Genomic DNA, 19740 nt, shown 5'->3' on the forward strand with positions numbered 1-19740 from the left:
CACCTTCACCACGTCGAACGAACCCTCCCCGAAAAGCACCGAACTCCCTTACGAATGGGGAGCGAGGCGATCTTAGGTCAACTCGGCGTTTCTTGGCTGGCCGTTGGGGAAGCCTGCCTTCCGGTGCTGGGGTCCTTGCCGGTACTTGGCCGGAATCACTACCCGGTAAGGGAGCACCGGGTGAGCAGATCCGCCGGGTCGGCGGCCTGCTCAAGGGGCACCGTGCGGCTGGGCGGAGGCTGCTCCCCCCGGGCGAGCCAGGCCTCCATCGCCGTGAACGCGGAGCGGTGGCAGGGCACCAGGGGGCGCAGCTTGTCGGGGAACGTGTCGACGAGCGAGTCGACGTGGGTGCCGCCTTCGACGCGGTAGTAACGGAACAGGCCGCCGCGGCCCGCGTCGCGGACCATCTTCGCGTAGACGTCGGAGTCCTGGCCGATGGGCAATTGGACGTCCAGGGTGCCGTGCAGGGTGATCAGCGGTTTGCCGATGCGCCCGGTCAGGGCGATCTTCTTCACGGCCTCGCGGACTTCCGGGGGCCGGGTCGCGTACGCGTAGTCGGCGTCGCACCGCGGTGTCCCCGACGCGCAGAAGGGGGTCCCGGCCTCGGTCGCCCCGTCATAGCCCGGGTCCAGTTCCTCGCGGTAGATCCGCTGGGTCAAGTCCCAGTAGACCTGGTGGTGGTAGGGCCACAGGAACTCCGAGCCGGCCGGGAAGCCTGCGGCCACCATCTGCCGGCGGGCCTTGTCGGCCCCTTCGCCGCCGGCCGCGTAGAGGGGGTAGGCGCGCAGCGCGGGCGGCAGGAAGTCGAGCAGGTTCGGTCCCCCGGTCCGCCACAGGGTGCCTTCCCAGTCCACTCCCCCGTCGTAGAGCTCGGGGTGGTTCTCCAGCTGCCAGCGCACCAGATAACCGCCGTTGGACATGCCGGTGGCCAGGGTGCGGGCCGCGGGCCGGTGGTAGTGGCGGGCGACCACGGCCTGGGCGGCGCGGGTGAGTTGGGTGACGCGTTGATTCCATTCGGCGATGGCGTCGCCCGGCGCGGAGCCGTCGCGGTGGAAGGCGGCGCCGGTGTTGCCCTTGTCGGTCGAGGCGAACGCATGGCCCTGGGACAGCACCCAGTCGCCGATCGCACGGTCGTTGGCGTACTGCTCACGGACCCCGGGAGAGCCGGCCACCACCAGGCCGCCGTTCCAGCGGTCGGGCAGCCGGATGACGAACTGCGCGTCGTGCTGCCAGCCGTGGTTCGTGTTGGTCGCCGAGCCGTCGGGGAAGTAGCCGTCGATCTGGATGCCGGGCACTCCGCGCGGTGTCGTGAGCCCGGCGGGGGTCAGCCCCGCCCAGTCGGCCGGGTCGGTGTGGCCCGAGGAGACCGTGCCCGCGGTGGTCAACTCGGCCAGGCAGGAGGTCTCCTGGCGCTCGGCGCCCGGCACCTTCAGGCGTTTCGAGGCCGCGCAGTGCCCCGCGCCGCCGTCCCTGGCCGCGCCGGGCTGTCCGGCGGCGGCCGGGACCGCGGCGAGCGTGACGAGCAGCGCGGTCAGGGCGAGGGCGCCGATCGGCGAGCGGGCGGGGCGTCTTGTGCGGGGCGGGCGGCTCGGCGGATCGATCACGGGTTCCTCCGGTGGGCGTGGGGCGGACGTGCGGGGGCCGTGGGGAGCGGCAGCGGTGGCGGGGCACGGACTCCGCCACCGCTGCCGCACCGGCGTGGGCCGGGTCCGTCAGGGGCAGGTGCCGTCGGCGATGACGTAGTGGCCGGCCGGCGACTCCTTGAGGGTGTGCGTGACGGCGACGTTGTAGAGGCCCATGTTCTGGCCGGAGCCCTTGGCGTAGGTGTAGCCGCCGCTGGTGGTCGCCCGGCCCGCCTGGACGTGCTGGTAGTTGTTCGCGGTCCAGCACGTGGCGGCGGAGCCCGTGGTCGCGGCGGTCACCTGGGACGAGCGCGCCCCTTCCCGGCCGGACGGGTCGCGGGCGGCGACGCTGTAGGTGTGACTGCCGCCGGGGCTGAGGCCGGTGTCCGTGAAGGGGGGCGCTGCCGGGGTGGCGATGCGGGTGCCGTCCCTGTACACGGCGTAGGACGCCGCGTCGGTGACGCCGTTCCAGGTCAGGGTGACGGAGGTGTCGGTGGCGCCGGTGGCGGCCAGACCGCTCGGAGCCGGCAGGCCGCCGGGGACCGGGGCGGCGCCGTCCAGGCCGAAGAAGCCGGTGATCCAGTGGCTGGAGCAGATGGAGTCGATGAAGTTCGCCGTCCCGGTCGCCCCGCACTGCGTCGCGCCCGTTCCCGGGTCGACCGGGGTGCCGTGGCCGATGGCGGGGACCCGGTCGACCTCCACGGCGACGGTGCCGCCCGCGCCGAGGTACTGCTCCCTGCGGGTCGCGTTCGGGCCGATGGTGTCGGTGCGGTCCGGGCTCTGGTCCAGGCCGTGGACGGCCGTCCACTGGTCGCGGAGTTCGTCGGCGTTCTTCTTGGCGACGGTGGGATCGTTGTCGCCGTGCCAGACCGCCACCCGCGGCCAGGGGCCCGTGTATCCGGGGTGGGCGTCACGGACGCTCTGCGCCCACGCCGAGGGCGTGCGGTCGACGCCGGGGCTCATGCAGCTGTAGGCGGACACCACGTCGTCGGCGCAGCCGTACGGGAGGCCGGCGACCACCGCGCCCGCCGTGAACACCTCCGGGTAGGCGGCGAGCATCACCGAGGTCATGGCGCCGCCGGCCGACAGGCCGGTGACGAAGGTCCGTTCCGGGTCGGCGCCGTAGGCGGATCCGGCGTGCGCGACCATCTGGCGGATCGAGGCGGCCTCGCCCTGGCCGCGCCGCGTGTCCCCCGGCTGGAACCAGTTGAAGCACTTGCTGCTGTTGTTGGCGGACGTCTGCTCGGGGAAGACGAGCAGGAAGCCGTGCCGGTCGGCGAACGTCGCCAGGCCCGCGTTGTCGGCGTAGATCTGCGCGCTCTGCGTGCACCCGTGCAGGGCCACCACCACGGCGGGGTTCGCCGTCAGGGTCGCCGGCCGGTACACGTACATGTTCAGACCGCCGGGATTGGCGCCGAAGGAGCCGACCTTCTCCAGGGCGACGGCCGCCTGGGCCGCCTGCGCCGGGGGCGAGGGAGCGACGACCGCGCCGGCCACGACCAGGCCCACGACGGCGGCCATCCGGCCAAGGGCCCGGCGCCAGCGCCCGCCGCGGGTCCCGCGGGGCGCGGGTTCCGCGAACGGCTGTGGCTCGGGACATCTCTCGTACGACGGCATGGCGGCTCCCGACGGAGGACGGTGCGCGGTCTCCGGGGCGGATCACGCGACCCCGGAGCTCTTCCGCTGCTGCCGCGGGGCAAGACGCCGGGGTGACGGCAACCGTAGGAGCCACCGTGAGCGGGGCAGAATGGCGGCGGACGCCACATCACCGTCAACGACCGCTGGTGTCAGCCCTGTTGCCGCTTCCGCTTCGTGCGTGCTATCGGCTCCGCCTTGGCCTGGTGGTGCAGGCCGTCGTTGAGCTCCCGCAGGACCGCCTCCAGCAGGCTGCGGGTTCCGCCCAGGGGTGCGCCGGTGGGCTCGCCGTGCGCCGCGGGGGCGGCGGGGCCCGGTCCGCGCCGCTCGGTCCCGCGCGGCGGGGTCACAGGCCGGTGGCGGTGCCGTCGGCGGTGACGAGGCGGCGGTGGATGTGCTCGGCCCAGCCCTCGACGGCCTTCCAGTCCCGGTGGTCGCCGTAGCGTCCGCCGCGCGCCCGGAAGGCCAGGTGCCGCCATCCCGGGACGTGGTCGCGGTAGATGGCTCCCGCCATCATCTGGTGGTCCCAGGGGCGGATGAGGGAGCGGATCCCGGCCAGTTGCCGGGGCTCGGCGGCATGCCGGGCGGGCCAGCGGCCCGCGTGGGGCGGCACACCGACGCTGTAGAGCCACGTGGGGTGGGTGGCCAGGGTGCTGGGGTGGCTGCGGATGAAGTCGGTGGCCTGGGCGAGCCAGGCACCGTGGTGGATCGCGCTGCCAAGGACGAAGGCGTCGTAGCCGCCCGTCTTCTGCTCGGCCACCAGCGGGACGACGACCGTCACGTGCCCGCACTCCGCGAGCCGGGTCGCGAGGCGTTCCGCCACGCCGTGGGTGGAGCCGTGCACGCCCGAGTAGCCGACCAGGATGTTCAGGGCCTGCGGCGGCCGGGCGGCGGACGCTCTGCTGCCGTCCGGTGCGTTCCGATCCCCTGACAACGACATCGCGGCTTCCTCACGGTCAGTTGAAAACGACACAGAAAGGTAGAAAGCCGAGGTCTGGGGCTGTCGTCACCATAGGTCGGGTCGCCAAGGTCGAACAGATGTCTGCCAGCCACAGTGGCCATAAGTGTCTCGAACAGAGCAGGGAAACCATGCGGAACCCGGGTACGGGTGCCCTGGCGGTCCAGGGTTTTCCCCGTACCGGGAGGCGGCGCCCCGGTGGGAGCGTCGGGTCGGATCGCGCGGAGGGTCCGCGCGTTCGACGGAGGTAGTGACGTGTTGATCCCGGTGGTGGGGTTAGGAGTTCGCGCGCTGAAATGGGCCTTCCCGGAGGCAGCAGACACCCTGGACGCAGTCCACGGCGCCTATCGCGGCTGGCGCGCGGGGGCGCTTGCGGCACAGCTCACGAGTGAGGACGACGGCGGCGGCGAGGACACCGACGGCGGCGAGTGAGAGGCCGCGGGCCTAGGCGTGCCGGGGGCCGCCGGAGAACGGCGGTTCCATGAAATGGCGGGCCAGTTGGGTCCTGGTACGGATCCCGAGCTTGCGGTAGACGCTGCTGAGGTGCATCTCCACGGTCTTGGGACTGATGAACAGGGCGGCGGCGGTCTCCCGGTTGGTGAACCCACGGGAGACCGTCAGCGCGGTGTTGAGTTCCTGCGAGGTCAGCTCCGGCTGGCGCATGGCGTCCGGCCGCCGCGCCGTCTCTCCGGCCGCACGCAGTTCCGCCCGGGCGCGATCCGCCCACAGACGGGCGCCCATTCTCGTGAAGCGCAGCTCGGCCGCCCGGATGTGGCGCCGTGCCGCGCGGCGGCTGCCGTGGCGCCGTGTCCGCTCGCCGTAGCACAGGAGGGTCCGCGCCTCCTCGAACGCGGACCCGCCGACGGCGTGCAGCGCGAGCGATGTGTCGAAGCAGGGCGCGAAGCCCTCGTCCGGCGCGAGAAGTCCGCGGCACCTCCAGGCGAGCGCGGCGTTGGCGGGGAATTCCCTGTCCTCGCTCTGCCTGAGGATCTCGGCCCGCATCGCCTCGTCGACGGGGCGCCCCGCCTTCACGTACACCTCGACGAGGTCGGCGGCAGAAGGCCAGTCCAGGACGGGGACGCCGGCGTCGAGAGGGGAGTGCGCCGCGTCGAACTGGGTCGCGGCCGCGTCGACATGGCCCAGAGTCAGTTCCAGCAGTCCCAGGGCGTCATACGCGTCCCGGGGATATTCGATGGTGAGCCCGCGCCGCAGGTCGAGGGCCATGGCCGCGTGCTCCCGGCAGGCGGCCTCCTCACCCTGATGTGCCTCCGCCAGCGCCAGCACGCCCAACGCGAAGTACTGCCAGAGGTCGTTGCCCGTGTCCCGGGCCAGGCCCGAGGCCTCGGTCGCGCGGGCATGGGCGGTGGAGAGGCGGCCCGCCCTGATCTCGGCGTAGGACGAGGCGTAGAGCGCGAGCGGCAGAATGCCCAGCGCTCCTCCTGTGCGGAGTTCGTCCAGGAGCGGTTCGATGAGGGCGAAAGCCGCCGTGTAGTCCGCCGTCCACGAGAGCACGATGGCCGTGTAGATGACGTACTCGATGTCCGGCCGCTCGGTGCCTTCGCGCGAGGCCAGCCGGGAGGCGTCCGCGAGGTGGCGCAGACCTTCCGCGATCTGTCCCGTGTGCATGCAGGCCGCCCCGATGATCAGCGTGCTGATCAGCCGGCTGTTGCTCTCGCCGTCCTCGGTGCGGGCCCGCACCTGGTCGGCGATCACCAGGGACGTCAGGGCGTCGCCCGCGAGCAGGGCCGCCATGGCCGCGTCGGTCAGCAGGAGGAGTTCCTGTGCGGAAGCCTCCTCGCGACAGGCCTCGGCGGCGCGCCGCAGCCGGTGGGCCGCCTCGGCCGGATGCCCGGCGAAGATCTCGATCCGGCCCTTCATGTGCTCGATCCTGGCGCGCAGTTGCCCCGGCTCGCGCGGTGCCGCGGCGCGGCCGCAGGCGTCGAGGAGTCGCAGGGCCTCTGCCGTCGCACCGGAGAGGCGGGCCATCTCGGCCGCGTCGAAGAGCCTGCGGGTGCGCTCGTGCGCTTCCGGGCTGAGCAGGGCGGCACGCTCCAGTGCCTGAGCGGCCGCCGCGTAGCCACTGCGGTCCTTGGCCAGTGCGGCGATCGTTTCCAGGGACCGGGCGGTCGGCTCGTGCGGGGCCACGGCCGCTTCGGCCAGGTGCCAGATCCTGCGCTCCCGGTCCGCCGGAGCGGTCAGGACCTCGGCGAGCGCGTGGTGAGCCGCTCGCTGCTCCCGGGCGGAGGAGAGCGCGTACGCCGCGGAGCGCACCAGCGGGTGCGGGAAGACCAGCGAACCGCCCTTGAGGCCGATCAGCCCCCGGTGCTCCAGTTCCTCGAAGGCCTCGGCGGACACACCCGCCCGGGTCGCCGCGGCGAGCACCGGGGCGAGCTCGCCCGTGCCGTGGACCGAGGCGATGAGCAGGGCGTGGCGGGCGGCGGCGGGGAGGGCCGAGACCCGGGGCGCGAAGATGTCCTGAGCGGTCCTGATCCGGGGCAGCGGGGCGTTCAACGGCTGCCAGCCGGCCAGTTGTGCTTCCTCCAGCGAGTCGAGGGCCTCCAACAGCGCCAGGGGGTTGCCGTTGGTCTCATCAGTGAGCCGGCGCAGCACCGGGCCGGGCAGGGCCCGGCCGGTCTTCGCGGCGATCACGGCCTCGGTGGCCCCCGGGGCGAGCCCGCCCAGCCGGAGTTCCTCGAACTCGTCACGTCCCGTGGCCGACTCGGCGCCCGTTGCCCGCCACCCGTCGCGGAAGGCACCCACCACGGCCACCGCGTCGGCGTCCAGGCGACGGGCCGAGAACAGCATGGCTTCGTAGCTGGGCTCGTCCCACCACTGCAGGTCGTCGAGGACCACCAGGACGGGACGCTCCTCCGCCGTATGGGCCAGGAGGGCGAGCAATCCGGCGTAGACGGCGAACCGGTCCCCCGCCGCGGAGGGGCCCAACGCCAGTGCGCCGCGCAGGGCCCCGGCCGCTGGGCTCGGCAGCGTGTCGAGGCGATCGAGCACCGGACGCGTCAGGGCGGAGAGGCCCGCGTACGGGAGCTGACGCTCGGCCGGGACGCCACACGCCGACAGAACCCGCATGTCACCGGCGCGTTGGGCCGCGTACAGGAGGAGCGCGCTCTTCCCGATGCCCGCTTCACCGGAGATCAGGAGCGTGCCGCTTTGGCCCGCCCGGGCCAGATCGAGCAGCGCGTCGATCCTGGAGCACTCCGGCTCCCGCCCCGACAACATGCCACCAGCCTAGCCAGCGCCGAAGCGGGGCAGCGGGTTGTCTCCGCGCGCATTCGCCTGCGCCCGGCGAGTCGTGACGGCGGTGTGACCGCCGGTCGCACGGACGGGCTCCACTCGTGTGGCGGCGGTCCGCTGGTGGTGGGGGCTCAGCCCTGGACGATCGGTAGGAACGGGTCCCGCGAGGAGGGGTGAGGCACATGGAGCCACCACGGCAGTCCTACGGTCATGAGCAGGGCTACGGGCCGGAAGCGCCGCGGGGCTATGGGGGACCCTCCGACTACGGACAGGCCTCCACCTACCGGCCCTCCTCCGACCACGCGCCCCGGCGGCCCGCACGTCACCGGGTCGACGCCGGGCGGCTGTGGGTGGGCGGTCTGGTCACCGCTCTGGTCGCCGCCCTGACCGCCGTCGTCGGGCTCCTGCTCGTACGCGGCGTCCTCGGGATCGCGGTCTTCGCTCCCGAGGGCGACGGAGTCATGGGCGACGCCTCCACGGCGGTACTGGCAGGCGGCGCCGCGGTGGCCGCGCTCGCCGCGACGCTGCTGGTGCACCTGCTGCTGCTCGGCACGCCTCAGGCCGACCGGTTCCTGATCTGGATCGTCACGCTGGCCACCGGCGTCATGGTGCTGCTGCCCTTCACCTTCGCGCTGTCCCTCAAGGCCCAGATCGGCACCGCGGCCGTCTACCTGGCCATCGGTGCCGCCATCGGCTCGCTCCTGTCGGCCGTGGCGCGCGGCGCGGTGCGCGGGGGCGAGTGAGGCCCGGCTCCGTCCGGCGCGTGCGGGCGTGTCACGACAGGTACGAGGAGAGGTAGGAGATCTTGTCCTCGCGCCGCTCGAAATCACCGACGAGTTTGGGCAGCGCGAGGGGCGCGGCGGCGAGTGAGGCACGGTGGGTGGTCTTGGCCTCCTTGACGCCGAGGACCGCGCGCAGGATCAGGCTGGGGGCGTCCTCGGCGGGGAAACGCCAGTGCGCGAGGGAGCCGGTGGCGCTCACGTGGAGGTCCCTGGACAGGTGGGACCACTTGTGCCGGCGTATCCGCGCGACCAGTTTCCCGGCTCGCTCCTCCGCCGCGCCCCTGTCCACGTTCCGCTCCACCACGACGAACTGATCGCCCCTGAGCCGGCACAGCGCGGCCGACTCGGCGGAGTGCGCGGCCACCAGCTCGCCGCACCGCTGGATCACCAGGTCGCCCACGTGCTCGCCGTAGACGTTGTTGATGCCCAGCAGTCCGTCGACGTCGAGGTAGGTCAGTGCCGCCGAGGACGCGTCCTCCAAAAAGCTCGTCACGAAGTCGGCGCACTCGCTCTCGTTGAAGAGCGGGATGGGCCCGGCCTGCTGCCCGCCCCGCCGGCCGTCCGGTGACCACGCCGTGCGTGGCGCCGCCGTGGCGCTCCACGCGGGCGGGCGGACGAAACGCAGGGACGTGGCGGATTCTCCGCCGTGCAGCCGTACGTCGTCAGCGCCCGTGTACCCCTCGAGCAGGATCGACGTGCAGCCCTGCTCCACGGCTTCCGTGACGCTGGCGCCGAACCCGAACGCGCGGTAGAAGGACGCGGAGAAGAGAGCGGCCTGCTCGTCGCCCCACGGCTCGATCGTGCCGATGGCGCACCTGGTCTCGTGCGCGATGGCCTTGGCCATCGTGGAGGAGTAGCAGGAGTTCAGGAGAACGACCTTGACGGAGGCGGCCGCCGGGAGATCGAGCAGCCGCAGCACGGCCTCGCCGGACACCACCTTGGCCCGCTTGTCGTCGCCGACCAGTTCGAGGCCGCTGAGGGAACTGTGCCCGGAGAAGTGCAGCATCGTCGGGGCGTGCCGGTTGATCTCCCGCAGCAGATCGTCGGCGCGTGCGGCCCAGACCGGCACGAACTCCAGTTGCCCGGCATGGGGACTCTGCTCGGTGCGCTGCTGGATCAGGCGCATCTCCTCGTCGAGGGCCAGCCGTCCGGTGTCGGCCGGGTTCGCGGCCACCAGCAGAATCTTCATCGACATCGCCCCCGTCGTCCAACTCGCATCTATCAAGGGGAGTTGAGGCTACCGTCACGCCGGTGGCACCAGCGGCGCGGCCTAGGCGTCCGGGGACACCGGGCCGTAGCGGGCCGCGGGTGCCTCGGTCGTGAGGGCCCAGTAGCGGTCGCCGTAGGACCAGTGCCACCACTCGGTGGGGTAGTTGACCAGGCCCGCGGTTTCGAGGGCCGCGGTGAGGGTGCGGCGGTTGCGGCGGGCGGCCGGGGAGATCAGGGCGCTGTCCATGTAACAGGCGCCGTCGCTCTCCTCCGGGCTGGCGTTCACCGGGGTGCCGAGGTCGAGTTCGGCGCCGGTGGCGGTGCGCAGGGTGAGGTCGACCGCGGCGCCCGCGACGTGCGGGCCCACTTCGGGGGGCGACAGGGAACGGCTGGTCTGCTGGCGGAGGTAGGCGTCCGACCAGTCGGGGTTGGCCTTCCGCAGCTCGGCCGCGTACTCCTCGAAGTACTGGACCTGGAGGGCCAGCGGCCGGTATCCCTCGGTGACGAGGAAGCGCAGGCCCTCGGGCAGCAGCCGGGCTGCGCGGGCCAGCCGCCAGGCGACGCCTTCGCGCAGCTGGGCATAGGCGCCGTCCGGGTCGGCGAGGCGGTCGTCGATGTCCAGGAACGGCAGTTGGCGCAGGTCCACGAGGGCTTCGCCGCAGTCGCGGACCGGGATGCCGACGACTCTGGGATCGTTCATGAGGATGATCGACGACATGTCTGCCCCTTCGTGGCGACGGTTGCGGGCACAGCTCCGGGGACGGGCTGCCGCCCGCCCCCGGAGTCCCCTCCGTGCCCTGGCAGGGGCGCTACGCGACGAGCGGCCCACACGACCGACGATGTCGGTGGTGTGGGCCGTACGAGGCATCAGTGGCCTTCCCCCGTGCTTCCCCCGATGAATCCGCTGAGTCCCCCGTTGTTTCCTGCGATCCCCCGTTGGTGCCGGCGTGTTCACCCGCCGACATCCACAGAATGGCGCAGTCCGCTGCAAGTTCTCTGCAAGTCCGGGCCAAGCGGATTACAGGCCGCCGACGGCGGCCTCAGAGCCCCGGCTCGTTCCGTTCGCGCGCTTCGTACGCCGTGAAGACCTCGCGCGCCTCGGCGCGCAGCGCACCGGCCGCCGCCCGGTCGCCCGCGGCCTCGCGGGCCGCCGCGAGATCGCGCAGGGTGCGGGCGCGGGGCAGGGGAAGCCCCAGGTCGTCCCAGAGGGCGGCGGCCGTGGTCAGGTGCTGTCCGGCGGTGTCGAGGCGGCCCGCGGCCAGCTCGCACTCACCGAGGGTGCGCAGGCCCAGTGCCTCGCCGAAGCGGTCGCGCTGGCCGCGGCAGATGTCCAGGACCTCGCGGATCTCGGCCTCCGCTTCGGCCGATCGCCCCAGTCTGATGCGGGACTTGGCGCGTGCCTGCATCGCGTACGCGAGCATCAGCGGGTCCCCCAGGGTGCTCAGGAGGTCCACCGCGCGCCCGGACAGTTCCTCCGCCGCCGCGTACTCGCCAAGGGCGCGGTGGACCAGGCCGAGCGAGCGCAGGGTGAGGGATTCGCCCCGGCGGCTGCCGAGCCTGCGGTAGGCCCGCAGCGACTCGTCCAGGAAGGCGCGGGATGCCGCGAAGTCGCCGAGTTCGAGCTGGACGGATCCGGCGTACCGGCAGGACAGGCCGAGGCCCGGGTCGTCGTGGAGTTCGCGGAACCCGTCGACGGCGCGCACCAGCGTCTCCTGCGCCGCGCGCAGCCGTCCCGCCTCGCGCAGGGCGCTGCCGAGCCCGGCGAAGGCGGCGGCCTGCCCGCGGACGTCGCCGAGTTCGGCGCAGAGCCCGGCCGCCTGCTTGAAGTAGCCCTGCGATTCGGGGAACCGGTCCTGCTCGTAGCGGAGCTGGCCGAGGCCGATGAGGAGCAGAGCCTCCCCCGCCCTGTCCTCGGCGCGGCGGGCGGCGGCCAGGGCCGCGTCATGGGTGCGCCACCACGCCTCGAACCGGTTGCCGACGGTGTACGCGGAGGAGCACAGGGCCGCGGCGGCCTCGCAGGAGAGGGTGTGCAGGTCCAGGGCGGCGGCACGCTCGACGGCGGCGGCGATCGCGTCGGCCTCGGCCTCGAACCAGGCGGCCGGGTCGGCGAGGGCCCGCTGGGTGGCCTCCGGCCCGACCGGCCGCACGAGTTGGCGCAGGGCGCCGGCGGATCCGTTCGGGCCGGCGTCGAGGAGCCCGCGGTGCAGCTCGACGGCGCCCGAGGGGGTGGCGGACGCGGCGAGGCCGGTGAGCCAGAGCCAGGCGCCCAGGGCACGGCCGACGGCGGCGGCCCGTTCGGCGGGCGGATCCTCGGCGTCGGCGCGCTCGGCGGCGTACACCCGCACCAGGTCGTGGGGCCGGTAGCGGGGCTGGCCGGCCCGGTCGACGCCGGTGCAGTGCAGGAGCTGGGCGTCGATGAGCTGTTCCACGACGCGGTCCGCCTCGGCCTCCGGCGCGTCGAGCAGGGCGGTCACCACCCAGGCGGCGACGTCGGGGGCCGCGAGCAGGCCCAGGCGGCGCAGGGCGGTGCGGGCGGGGGCGTCCAGGGCGCGGTAGCTCAGGCCAAGGCCGGCGCGTACCTCCAGGTCGCCGACGGCCAGTTCGTCCAGGCGGTGGCGCTCGTCGGCGAGCCGGTTCGCCAGCATCCGCGCGGTCCAGTGTCTGCGGGTGGCGAGGCGGGCGCCGGCGATCCGGATGGCGAGCGGGAGCCCGCCGCACAGCTCGACGATGCGGCGCGCGGCGTCCGGCTCGTCCCTGACCCGCCGCTCCCCCGCGACTCGGCCGAGAAGTTGCGTTCCCGGCTCCGTGTCGAGCACGTCGAGGTCGGTCCGGTGGGTGCAGGGCAGGGCGCCGAGGCGGGACCGCGCGGTGATGAGGACCCCGCAGGTGGCGCTGCCGGGCAGCAGGGGTCGCACCTGGGACTCGCTGGCCGCGTCGTCGAGCACGAGCAGGACGCGGCGCCCGGCGACCAGGCTGCGGAAGAGGTCACGCCGCTCGGCGTCCCCGTCGGGCGGGTCGGCTCCCAGGGCGTAGAGGAGCCGGCCGAGGACCTCGCCGGGAGCCACGGGGTCGGTGGCGCCCCGCAGTTCGGCGTAGAGCTGTCCGTCCGGGTAGGCGTCGGCGACCTGGTGTGCCGCCCGGACGCCCAGGGTGGACTTGCCGACGCCGCCGGGGCCGGAGAGCACGACGACCGGCATGGCGTCGCGGGGCCCCGAGAGTGCGGTACGCATGGCGGCGAGCTGGGTGTCCCGGCCGGTGAAGTCGCCGATGGTGGGGGGCAGCAGGGCGGCCACCGGGGCGGGCGCGGGCTGCCCGGGGGCGGAATCGGGGGTGTTCGCCGCGGTGGGCAGCAGCTCCGCGTCGGCCCGCAGGATCGCCTCGTACATCCGCCGGAGGCCGGGGCCGGGGTCGATGCCCAGTTCCTCGGTGAGGACGGTGCGGCCCTCCGCGTAGACCGCGAGCGCGTCGGCCTGGCGGCCCAAGCGGTAGAGGGCGAGCATCAGTTGGCCGCGGAGCCGTTCCCGGGTGGGGTGGGTGGAGACCAGCGCGGTGAGTTCGGCCACCAGCTCGGTCTCCCGGCCGGTCCGGGCGAGTTCCGCGGCGATCCGCTCCTCCAGGGCCGCCTGCCGTGCCTCGTCCAGTTGGCCGGCCAGGGCGCGCAGGGATTCGCCGATCCCGCCGAGTGCGGGGCCGCGCCACAGGGCGAGGGCCTCTTTGAGCAGCCGGGCGGCGGCGGCGTGGTCTCCTTCGGCGGCGGCCTGCCGGCCCTCCACCGCGAGGCGCTCGAACGCGGCGCGATCGATGCGGGAGGGGTCCGCGTGGATCAGGTAGCCGGGCGGCCGGGTCTCGATGGCGTCGGCGGACAGCGCGCGGCGCAGCGCGGAGACGTAGGACTGGATCAGGGAGCGCGCCGTGTCCGGCGGGTTCTCGCCCCAGATGGCGTCGATGAGCGCGTCGGCGGACACCACGCGCCCCGGTTCCAGGAGCAGGGCCGCGAGCAGGGCCCGCGGTTTGGGTCCGCCGAGACCGAGGCGGCGGCCCGCGCGCCATGCCTCGACAGGGCCCAGCAAGCGGTAGTCGGTGTCCGTGTCCAAGCCCGTCTCCATGGGTCCTTGCCCCGCGCCGCCCCCACCCGTCCCCGCTGCCGATCGGCTGGTCATTCTACGTCCGCGCCCCAGCAACTCGGTTGTGCACCAAGGGAATCAGGCCATCCGGAGACAGGGCGCCGCGCGGGCGCGGGCGGACGTCGGAACGGCTTTCCGGACCGGGTCCGGGCGAGCTCGAGTCAGGCTCGGGGAGGGCTTGAGGCAGGCGCGATGCGGGCTTGAGGCAGGCGCGGTGAGGGCGACTCGGCCGGAGCCGGGAGGAGCGCCGCGGGCAGGATCGTCGCTCCCGCCCCGGCCCGTCCGGGCGCGAGCGGAACGCCACCGCCCGGTCTTGGCCCCCGCCGGTCTGCGGCGCGGCGTCAGCCGGCCCCGCCCCACGGCGGCCGGCGCCACACCCGCCGTGCGTGTGATCCACGACACTTCGGACCGCCGATGACTTTCGCGCGCCCCGCCCGTCTTATGGGCAACAGCACTGCGGAAGACGGGACGGCGTCACCATGAACCAGGCCACCAAGGGCCCTGCCAGCTACTTCCCCTCGATCGAGAAGAAGTACGGGCGCCCGGTCGCGGAATGGAAGGACCTCATCCGTTCCTCGCCGCTGACCAAGCACATGGAGATCGTCAACTGGCTCAAGACCGAGCACGGCCTGGGCCACGGCCACGCCAACGCGCTGGTCGCGCACACCCTGGCCGAGGCCCGCGCCGAGTGAGGGGCGCTACCGGCCGAGCGCGGCCCTGCCCTTTCCGCCCCGGCGCTTGGCCAGGCGGTGGAAGGCCTTGGGCGCGCTCGGCGGGGCGGGCAGGGCGCCGGCGACCGCGTCGGCCAGGAGCGTGGTGACGGTCTCGGCGGCGCAGGTGCGGTTGGCGCCGATGCCGCCGCTGGGGCCCCGCTTGATCCAGCCCACGACGTAGGTTCCGGGCCGTCCGGTCACCCGGCCGCCCTCGTGCGGGACGGTTCCGGTGGTCTCGTCGAAGGGCAGCCCGGCCACCGGAACACCTCGGTAGCCGATCGCGCGCAGCACCATGTCCGTCCGGATGGTCCGCTCCCCCGACGCCTCGGCGACGCGGACGCCCTCGACGGCTTCCTCCCCGACCATCTCGACGGGGGTGGAGTGGAAGCGGAGCACGATGCGCCGTCCGGGGGCGGGTGCCCGCGTCCAGTCGAAGCGCTCGCGTGCGACGCCGCGCAGCAGGGCGGCCTTGCCCTTGGGGTCGGTCGCCGGGTCGGTCTCGTCGACGGCCGCCGCGATGCGCGGGTCGTGATCGTCGATGACCAGGTCCAGGCCCGGGACGTGCTTGAGGGCGAGGAGTTCGGACTTGGTGTACGCGGCGTCCTCGGGACCGCGCCGCCCGAGCAGGACCACTTCGCGCACCTTCGCGCCGCGCAGGGCCGCCAGGGCGTGGCCGGATATCTCGGTGCGGGCCAGGCTGTCGGGGTCGGCGAGCAGGATGCGGGCGACGTCGAGGGCGACGTTGCCGTTGCCGACGACGACCACGCGCTCGGCGGACAGGTCGATCGCGTCCGGCGCTGCGTCCGGGTGGCCGTTGTACCAGGCGACGAAGGCCCGCGCGGAGATGCTGCCGGGCAGTTCCTCCCCCGGCACGGCCAGCGTGCGGTCGGCCGACGCGCCCACGGCGTAGATGACCGCGTCGTGGTGTGCGGACAGTTCCTGCGCGGTGACGTCGGCGCCCACGTCCAGTCCGAGGTGCAGGCGCACCCGGGGGTGCGCGTGGAAGCGTGCGAAGGTGTCGCCGACCTTCTTGGTGGCGGGGTGGTCCGGTGCCACGCCGAAGCGGACGAGGCCGCCGGTCACCGGCAGCCGGTCGATCAGCGTCACTTCGGCGCTGGTGTGCAGGAGCAGGTCCTGGACCGCGTACATCCCGGCCGGTCCTGTGCCCACGACGGCGACCTTGAGCGGCGCGAAGTCGGAGGGCAGGATGCGGGGGAACGACGGCTCGTCCCAGGCGTGGAAGTTCGGTCCTGCCGGGGCCGGTTCGGGCTTCCGGTCGGCGTAGTACGCCGCGTTGATCGTCGCGTACTCCTGCTGTGCGGCGGACAGGCTGTCCACCGGGAAGATCGCCTCGACGGGGCAGGCGTCGGCGCAGGCGCCGCAGCCTATGCAGGTGGCCGGGTCGATGTGCAGCATCTCCGTGCTGCCGAACGCCCGTTCCTGCGGCGTCGGGTGGATGCAGTTGACCGGGCACACGGCGACGCAGGTGGCGTCGTTGCAGCAGGTCTGGGTGATGGCGTAGGAGGTCATGTCGTCGGCTCGACTCGCTCGGTTCAGATGAGGTTGGCGCGCTTGTAGAAGGCCAGCGCGGGCTTGGTGAGCAGTCGCGACGAGGCCAGGAACTCCATCAGGCCCGCACAGCTGGACCGCATCATCGACTTGTGGTGTTCGTTGGCCTTCGCCTCGGTGAGCGCGCGCTTCTCGTCGAGCCCGGCGTTCGCGTACACCTTGCGGTTCACCATGCTGGTGACGATGACGTACGAGGCGATCGCGATGACCAGTGCGTTGATCTGGCGGCGCACCCGGCCCGTCCCGGCCATGCGCTTGGTCGTCTGGTCGCGGGCGAACTTCATGTGCCGCGATTCCTCGACGACATGGATGTTGTTGATCGTGCGGACGAAGGGCACGACGCGTTCGTCCCGCATCCAGTCGCGCTGCATGACGTCGAGGACCTCTTCGGCGACCAGGATCGCGGCGTAGGCCGCCTCGCCGAAGGCCACCGTCTTGAACACGCGGCCCAGTTCGACGGCGATGCGGTGCGGCCGGTAGGCGGGTGCGCCCAGCTTCTCGGCGCCGCGGGCGAACATGATGGAGTGCCGGCACTCCTCGGCGATCTCGGTGAGCGCCCACTGCACTTCGTCGCTGGTGGGGTCCTTCGCGTACACGTCGCGCAGCACCATCTGCTGGAGGATCATCTCGAACCAGATGCCCGTGCTGGCCACCGACGCGGCTTCCTGCCGCGTGAGTTCCTTGCGCTGGGCCTCGGTGAGCTCCTGCCAGTACGCCGTGCCGTACAGGGAGCTCCATTCCGGGCTCGCGCCGTGGAAGTCCCGGTCGAGCGGCGTGTCCCAGTCCACCTCGGTGGCCGGGTCGTAGGCCAACACGGCGGCCGAGTCGAGCAACCGCCGGGCCACGTCGTCTTCTTCGGGGCGGTCCTGCGAGGTCGGCCGAACAGTGCTGCTTGCCATGCTGCGGCTCCTTGACTCTGCTGCGTACGTTCTCTTGTTCGCACAGGAAACGGGCGGGGGCGCCGTCCCGCGACGCGCCGCGACCCGCTTGTTAGACAGACCGTATAACAAGGGCGGCGGCGAGCCTACCCCTGAGTAAGAAGTGAATTCGCGGACCCGCCCACCCCACCCGGGCGCAAGTTCTTGCAGGAACGCTTCCGTGCAGGTCACGCCGGGCGAACACGCACTCCGGGCCTCGACAGGGAGGCATCGGCCAGCCGCACCGGGCGGCAAAGTCGTTTCCGACACCAGTAGTTGAAATATCTTGCAGAAAGCATTGACGCGTACATGAGTGGACGGCAGGCTCCCTCCCGGAATCCCCCCACGGCAGCTTCCCCCACGAGTAGTTGCCTTCTGTGGGCACTCCGTGCCCGATCATGAAGGAGCCGCACATGCAACACCGTCACCGCCTGCTCGGCGCGACGTCGGCCGGGGTCCTGGCCGCCGCCGGCCTCGCGACCTTCGCCCCCTCGCAGTCGCAGGCGACACCGCCCGGCGACAAGACCGTGACCGCCACCATGTTCGAGCGTCCGTTCGCCGACGTGGGCAGGGCCTGCACCGAGCAGCTCGGCCCGGCCGGCTACGGATACGTCCAGGTGTCGCCCGCCTCCGAGCACATCCAGGGCGGCCAGTGGTGGACCTCCTACCAGCCCGTCAGCTACAAGATCGCGGGACGGCTCGGCGACCGCGCCGCCTTCGCGGGCATGGTCGACGCCTGCCACCAGGCGGGCGTCAAGGTCATCGCGGACGCCGTCATCAACCACATGGCGGCCGGGTCGGGGACGGGCACCGGCGGCACGCAGTACGGCAAGTACGAGTACCCCGGCTTCTTCCGGGACGCGGACTTCCACACCTGCCGCACGAGCATCGACGACTACACCAGTCGCGACAACGTCCAGAACTGCGAACTGGTGGGCCTGGCCGACCTCGACACGGGCAGCGACGCGGTGCGCGGCACCATCGCCGCCTACCTCGACGACCTGCGCTCCCTGAGCGTGGACGGTTTCCGCATCGACGCCGCCAAGCACATGGCGGCCGATGACATCGCCGCCGTCAAGGGCAAGATGAGCGATCCCGGCTTCTGGGTCTCGGAGGTCATCCACGGCGGCGGTGAGGCCGTCCAGCCCGACGAGTACACCGGCGTCGGGGACGTCGACGAGTTCCGCTACGGCGGACACCTCAAGAGCGCCTTCCAGGGCGGGAACATCGCACAGCTGAAGTCGGTCGCGGACGGCAAGCTGGGCAGCGGCTCGGCCCGCACCTTCGTCGACAACTGGGACACCGAGCGCAACGGCTCGACGCTCACCTACAAGGACGGCGCCGCCTACACCCTGGCCAACGTCTTCATGCTGGCGTCGCCCTACGGCTCACCGAACGTGTACTCCGGCTACGAGTGGTCCGACAAGGACGCGGGCCCGCCCGGCGGCGCCGACGGCTGGACGGACACCCACACGCGGCAGGCGGTCACCGGCCTGGTCGGGTTCCGCAACGAGGTGGGCGCCGCCGAGCTGACCGACTGGTGGGACAACGGCGGCAGTGCCCTCGCCTTCGGCCGCGGCGGCAAGGGCTTCGTCGCACTGAACAACGGCGACGGCGAGCTGACGCGGACCTTCACCACGTCGCTGCCCGGCGGCACCTACTGCAATGTCGCCGAGGCGTCCCCCGACAGCTGCGAGGGCAACACCGTCGCCGTCGAGGACGACGGGAAGGCCGAGGTCACCCTGCCCGCGCGCGGCGCCCTCGCCCTGCACGCCGGGGCGAAGCAGGGCTGACCCGGCGCGCTCCGGCGCTCCCGGCCCCGCCGCTAGACCAGCCGGAACACCGGATGGCGGGCCGACTCGGCGGCGAACTCCTCGTCCGTCGAGTCGCCCGTCACGTCGAAGTAGGCGTGCGTGACCGGCACTTCGCGCCAGTACTGGCGCAGGACGGGAACGCTCTCCTCGGGGCCGAGCTCGACCACGCGCACGGTCTGCGACCTGCCGCCCCGGCTCAGCTCGATCTGACCGGCGGCGCGGGCGTTGAGCACCCATTGGCTCACCCCGTAGGCACCCACGACCCAGCGCTCGCCCCCGGCCGACATCACGTCGACGGGGGTGGAGAACAGGCGGCCGGACTTCCTGCCGCGCACGGTCAGGACGTACCGGTAGCTCTTGCCCATCCCGAGCCGGGTCATCGTCCGGAACACGCCGTTGATCACACGCGTGCCGAACCCGAGGCGATACGTCTTGGCCATCAGCCTTCTTCCTGTCGAGCGCCCGCGGTCACCGCGCGGCCAGCAACTGAGCCGCGCCCCGGCGGGCTTGGCGCGCCGGTTCGGGTGAGCCCGAGACGGCGGCCGCGGTCATGGCCCCCTCGGCGAGCAGGACCAACGGGCCGACAGTCTGCCGCGATTCGCCGGCGGCGGCCACAAGTCCCGCCATGTAGTCGTGGAAGGCGCTCTTGTGCGCCCGGACGGCGTCGGCGACCGCCGCGTCGACGGCGCCGAGTTCACCGAAGGAGTTGATGAAGGCGCAGCCCCGGAAGTCCGGTTCACCAAACCAGGCGTGGAGCCAGTCGTAGACGGCGAGGATCCGCTCCACCCCGGCCGGCTCGCGCTCCACGGAAGCGGCGAGGCGGGTGCGCCAGCGCAGGTCGCGTCGCTCCAGACAGGCGACGACCAGCTGCGACTTGGAGGGGTAGAGCTGATACAGCCGCTTGAGCGAGACGCCCGAGGCGGCGCGCACCTGGTCCATGCCCACGGCCTGGATGCCGCGCTCGTAGAAGAGCTGCTCGGCGGCGTCGAGGAGGCTGACTTCCGCTTCGGCGCGGTCCATGCGGGCTCCGGTGGGGTGAGGATCCAACGACCTGAGAACGATCGTTCTCTGAGCCTACTACGGACGCTGATCCGTACGCACCATTGCGCGAGAACGAGCGTTCTCCTATCGTGGACGCCCTGCGGAGA

The 19740-nt window shown here is 72.8% G+C and carries 16 protein-coding genes; 4 read left to right on the forward strand and 12 right to left on the reverse strand.

Going from position 1 to position 19740, the window contains the following annotated elements; all coding sequences use genetic code 11:
* Positions 1–158: 158 nt before the first annotated feature.
* The 4 genes from QBL25_RS03720 to QBL25_RS03735 all read right to left on the reverse strand — a co-directional run bounded on the left by QBL25_RS03720 (position 159) and on the right by QBL25_RS03735 (position 4197).
* Positions 159–1601 carry a 3-hydroxybutyrate oligomer hydrolase family protein gene (locus QBL25_RS03720; RefSeq protein WP_409062541.1) on the reverse strand — a complete coding sequence of 481 codons (1443 nt, stop codon included), beginning with the start codon at positions 1599–1601 and terminating at the stop codon, positions 159–161.
* A 111-nt stretch (positions 1602–1712) separates the two neighbouring features.
* On the reverse strand, positions 1713–3239 hold the full coding sequence (locus QBL25_RS03725) for a PHB depolymerase family esterase (protein WP_409055513.1): 1527 nt from the start codon (positions 3237–3239) through the stop codon (positions 1713–1715).
* A 170-nt stretch (positions 3240–3409) separates the two neighbouring features.
* Complete coding sequence (locus QBL25_RS03730; RefSeq protein WP_409055514.1) at positions 3410–3607, reverse strand: hypothetical protein; 198 nt, start codon at positions 3605–3607, stop codon at positions 3410–3412.
* Positions 3604–4197: a flavodoxin domain-containing protein gene (locus tag QBL25_RS03735; RefSeq protein ID WP_409055515.1), complete on the reverse strand. Its 594-nt coding sequence runs from the start codon at positions 4195–4197 to the stop codon at positions 3604–3606. The genes QBL25_RS03730 and QBL25_RS03735 overlap by 4 nt, the downstream gene beginning before the upstream one ends.
* A gap of 273 nt (positions 4198–4470) precedes the next feature.
* Here QBL25_RS03735 and QBL25_RS03740 point away from each other — a divergent pair, with 273 nt between their 5' ends.
* On the forward strand, positions 4471–4647 hold the full coding sequence (locus QBL25_RS03740; protein ID WP_409055516.1) for a hypothetical protein: 177 nt from the start codon (positions 4471–4473) through the stop codon (positions 4645–4647).
* A gap of 12 nt (positions 4648–4659) precedes the next feature.
* Here the strand turns inward: QBL25_RS03740 and QBL25_RS03745 are convergent, their stop codons facing one another.
* On the reverse strand, positions 4660–7449 hold the full coding sequence (locus QBL25_RS03745) for an AAA family ATPase (protein ID WP_409055517.1): 2790 nt from the start codon (positions 7447–7449) through the stop codon (positions 4660–4662).
* Between the two features lie 197 nt (positions 7450–7646).
* Here QBL25_RS03745 and QBL25_RS03750 point away from each other — a divergent pair, with 197 nt between their 5' ends.
* Positions 7647–8207, forward strand: a complete 561-nt coding sequence (locus tag QBL25_RS03750) for a DUF6069 family protein (protein WP_409055518.1) — start codon at positions 7647–7649, stop codon at positions 8205–8207.
* Positions 8208–8238: 31 nt separating this feature from the next.
* Here QBL25_RS03750 and QBL25_RS03755 read toward each other — a convergent pair whose 3' ends face one another.
* The 3 genes from QBL25_RS03755 to QBL25_RS03765 form a co-directional block, all read right to left on the reverse strand.
* Entirely contained in the window at positions 8239–9441 is a 1203-nt protein-coding gene (locus QBL25_RS03755) for a diguanylate cyclase domain-containing protein (protein ID WP_409055519.1), read from the reverse strand.
* A 75-nt stretch (positions 9442–9516) separates the two neighbouring features.
* Positions 9517–10173, reverse strand: a complete 657-nt coding sequence (locus QBL25_RS03760) for a M15 family metallopeptidase (protein ID WP_409055520.1) — start codon at positions 10171–10173, stop codon at positions 9517–9519.
* A 322-nt stretch (positions 10174–10495) separates the two neighbouring features.
* Positions 10496–13549, reverse strand: a complete 3054-nt coding sequence (locus QBL25_RS03765) for an AfsR/SARP family transcriptional regulator (protein ID WP_409055521.1) — start codon at positions 13547–13549, stop codon at positions 10496–10498.
* Between the two features lie 509 nt (positions 13550–14058).
* On the opposite strand from QBL25_RS03765, the gene QBL25_RS03770 reads away from it, so the two are divergent.
* On the forward strand, positions 14059–14271 hold the full coding sequence (locus tag QBL25_RS03770) for a DUF4287 domain-containing protein (protein ID WP_409055522.1): 213 nt from the start codon (positions 14059–14061) through the stop codon (positions 14269–14271).
* 6 nt (positions 14272–14277) lie between these two features.
* Here QBL25_RS03770 and QBL25_RS03775 read toward each other — a convergent pair whose 3' ends face one another.
* Entirely contained in the window at positions 14278–15822 is a 1545-nt protein-coding gene (locus QBL25_RS03775) for an FAD-dependent oxidoreductase (protein WP_409055523.1), read from the reverse strand.
* Between the two features lie 23 nt (positions 15823–15845).
* Positions 15846–16760 carry an AurF N-oxygenase family protein gene (locus QBL25_RS03780; RefSeq protein ID WP_409055524.1) on the reverse strand — a complete coding sequence of 305 codons (915 nt, stop codon included), beginning with the start codon at positions 16758–16760 and terminating at the stop codon, positions 15846–15848.
* Positions 16761–17191: 431 nt separating this feature from the next.
* Here QBL25_RS03780 and QBL25_RS03785 point away from each other — a divergent pair, with 431 nt between their 5' ends.
* Entirely contained in the window at positions 17192–18571 is a 1380-nt protein-coding gene (locus QBL25_RS03785; protein ID WP_409055525.1) for an alpha-amylase, read from the forward strand.
* Between the two features lie 32 nt (positions 18572–18603).
* Here QBL25_RS03785 and QBL25_RS03790 read toward each other — a convergent pair whose 3' ends face one another.
* Positions 18604–19032 carry a nitroreductase/quinone reductase family protein gene (locus QBL25_RS03790; protein ID WP_409055526.1) on the reverse strand — a complete coding sequence of 143 codons (429 nt, stop codon included), beginning with the start codon at positions 19030–19032 and terminating at the stop codon, positions 18604–18606.
* A 28-nt stretch (positions 19033–19060) separates the two neighbouring features.
* Entirely contained in the window at positions 19061–19612 is a 552-nt protein-coding gene (locus tag QBL25_RS03795) for a TetR/AcrR family transcriptional regulator (RefSeq protein WP_409055527.1), read from the reverse strand.
* Between the last annotated feature and the right edge of the window lie 128 nt (positions 19613–19740).

This window comes from Streptomyces sp. SYP-A7185 (genome assembly GCF_046103685.1).
Lineage (GTDB): Bacteria > Actinomycetota > Actinomycetes > Streptomycetales > Streptomycetaceae > Streptomyces.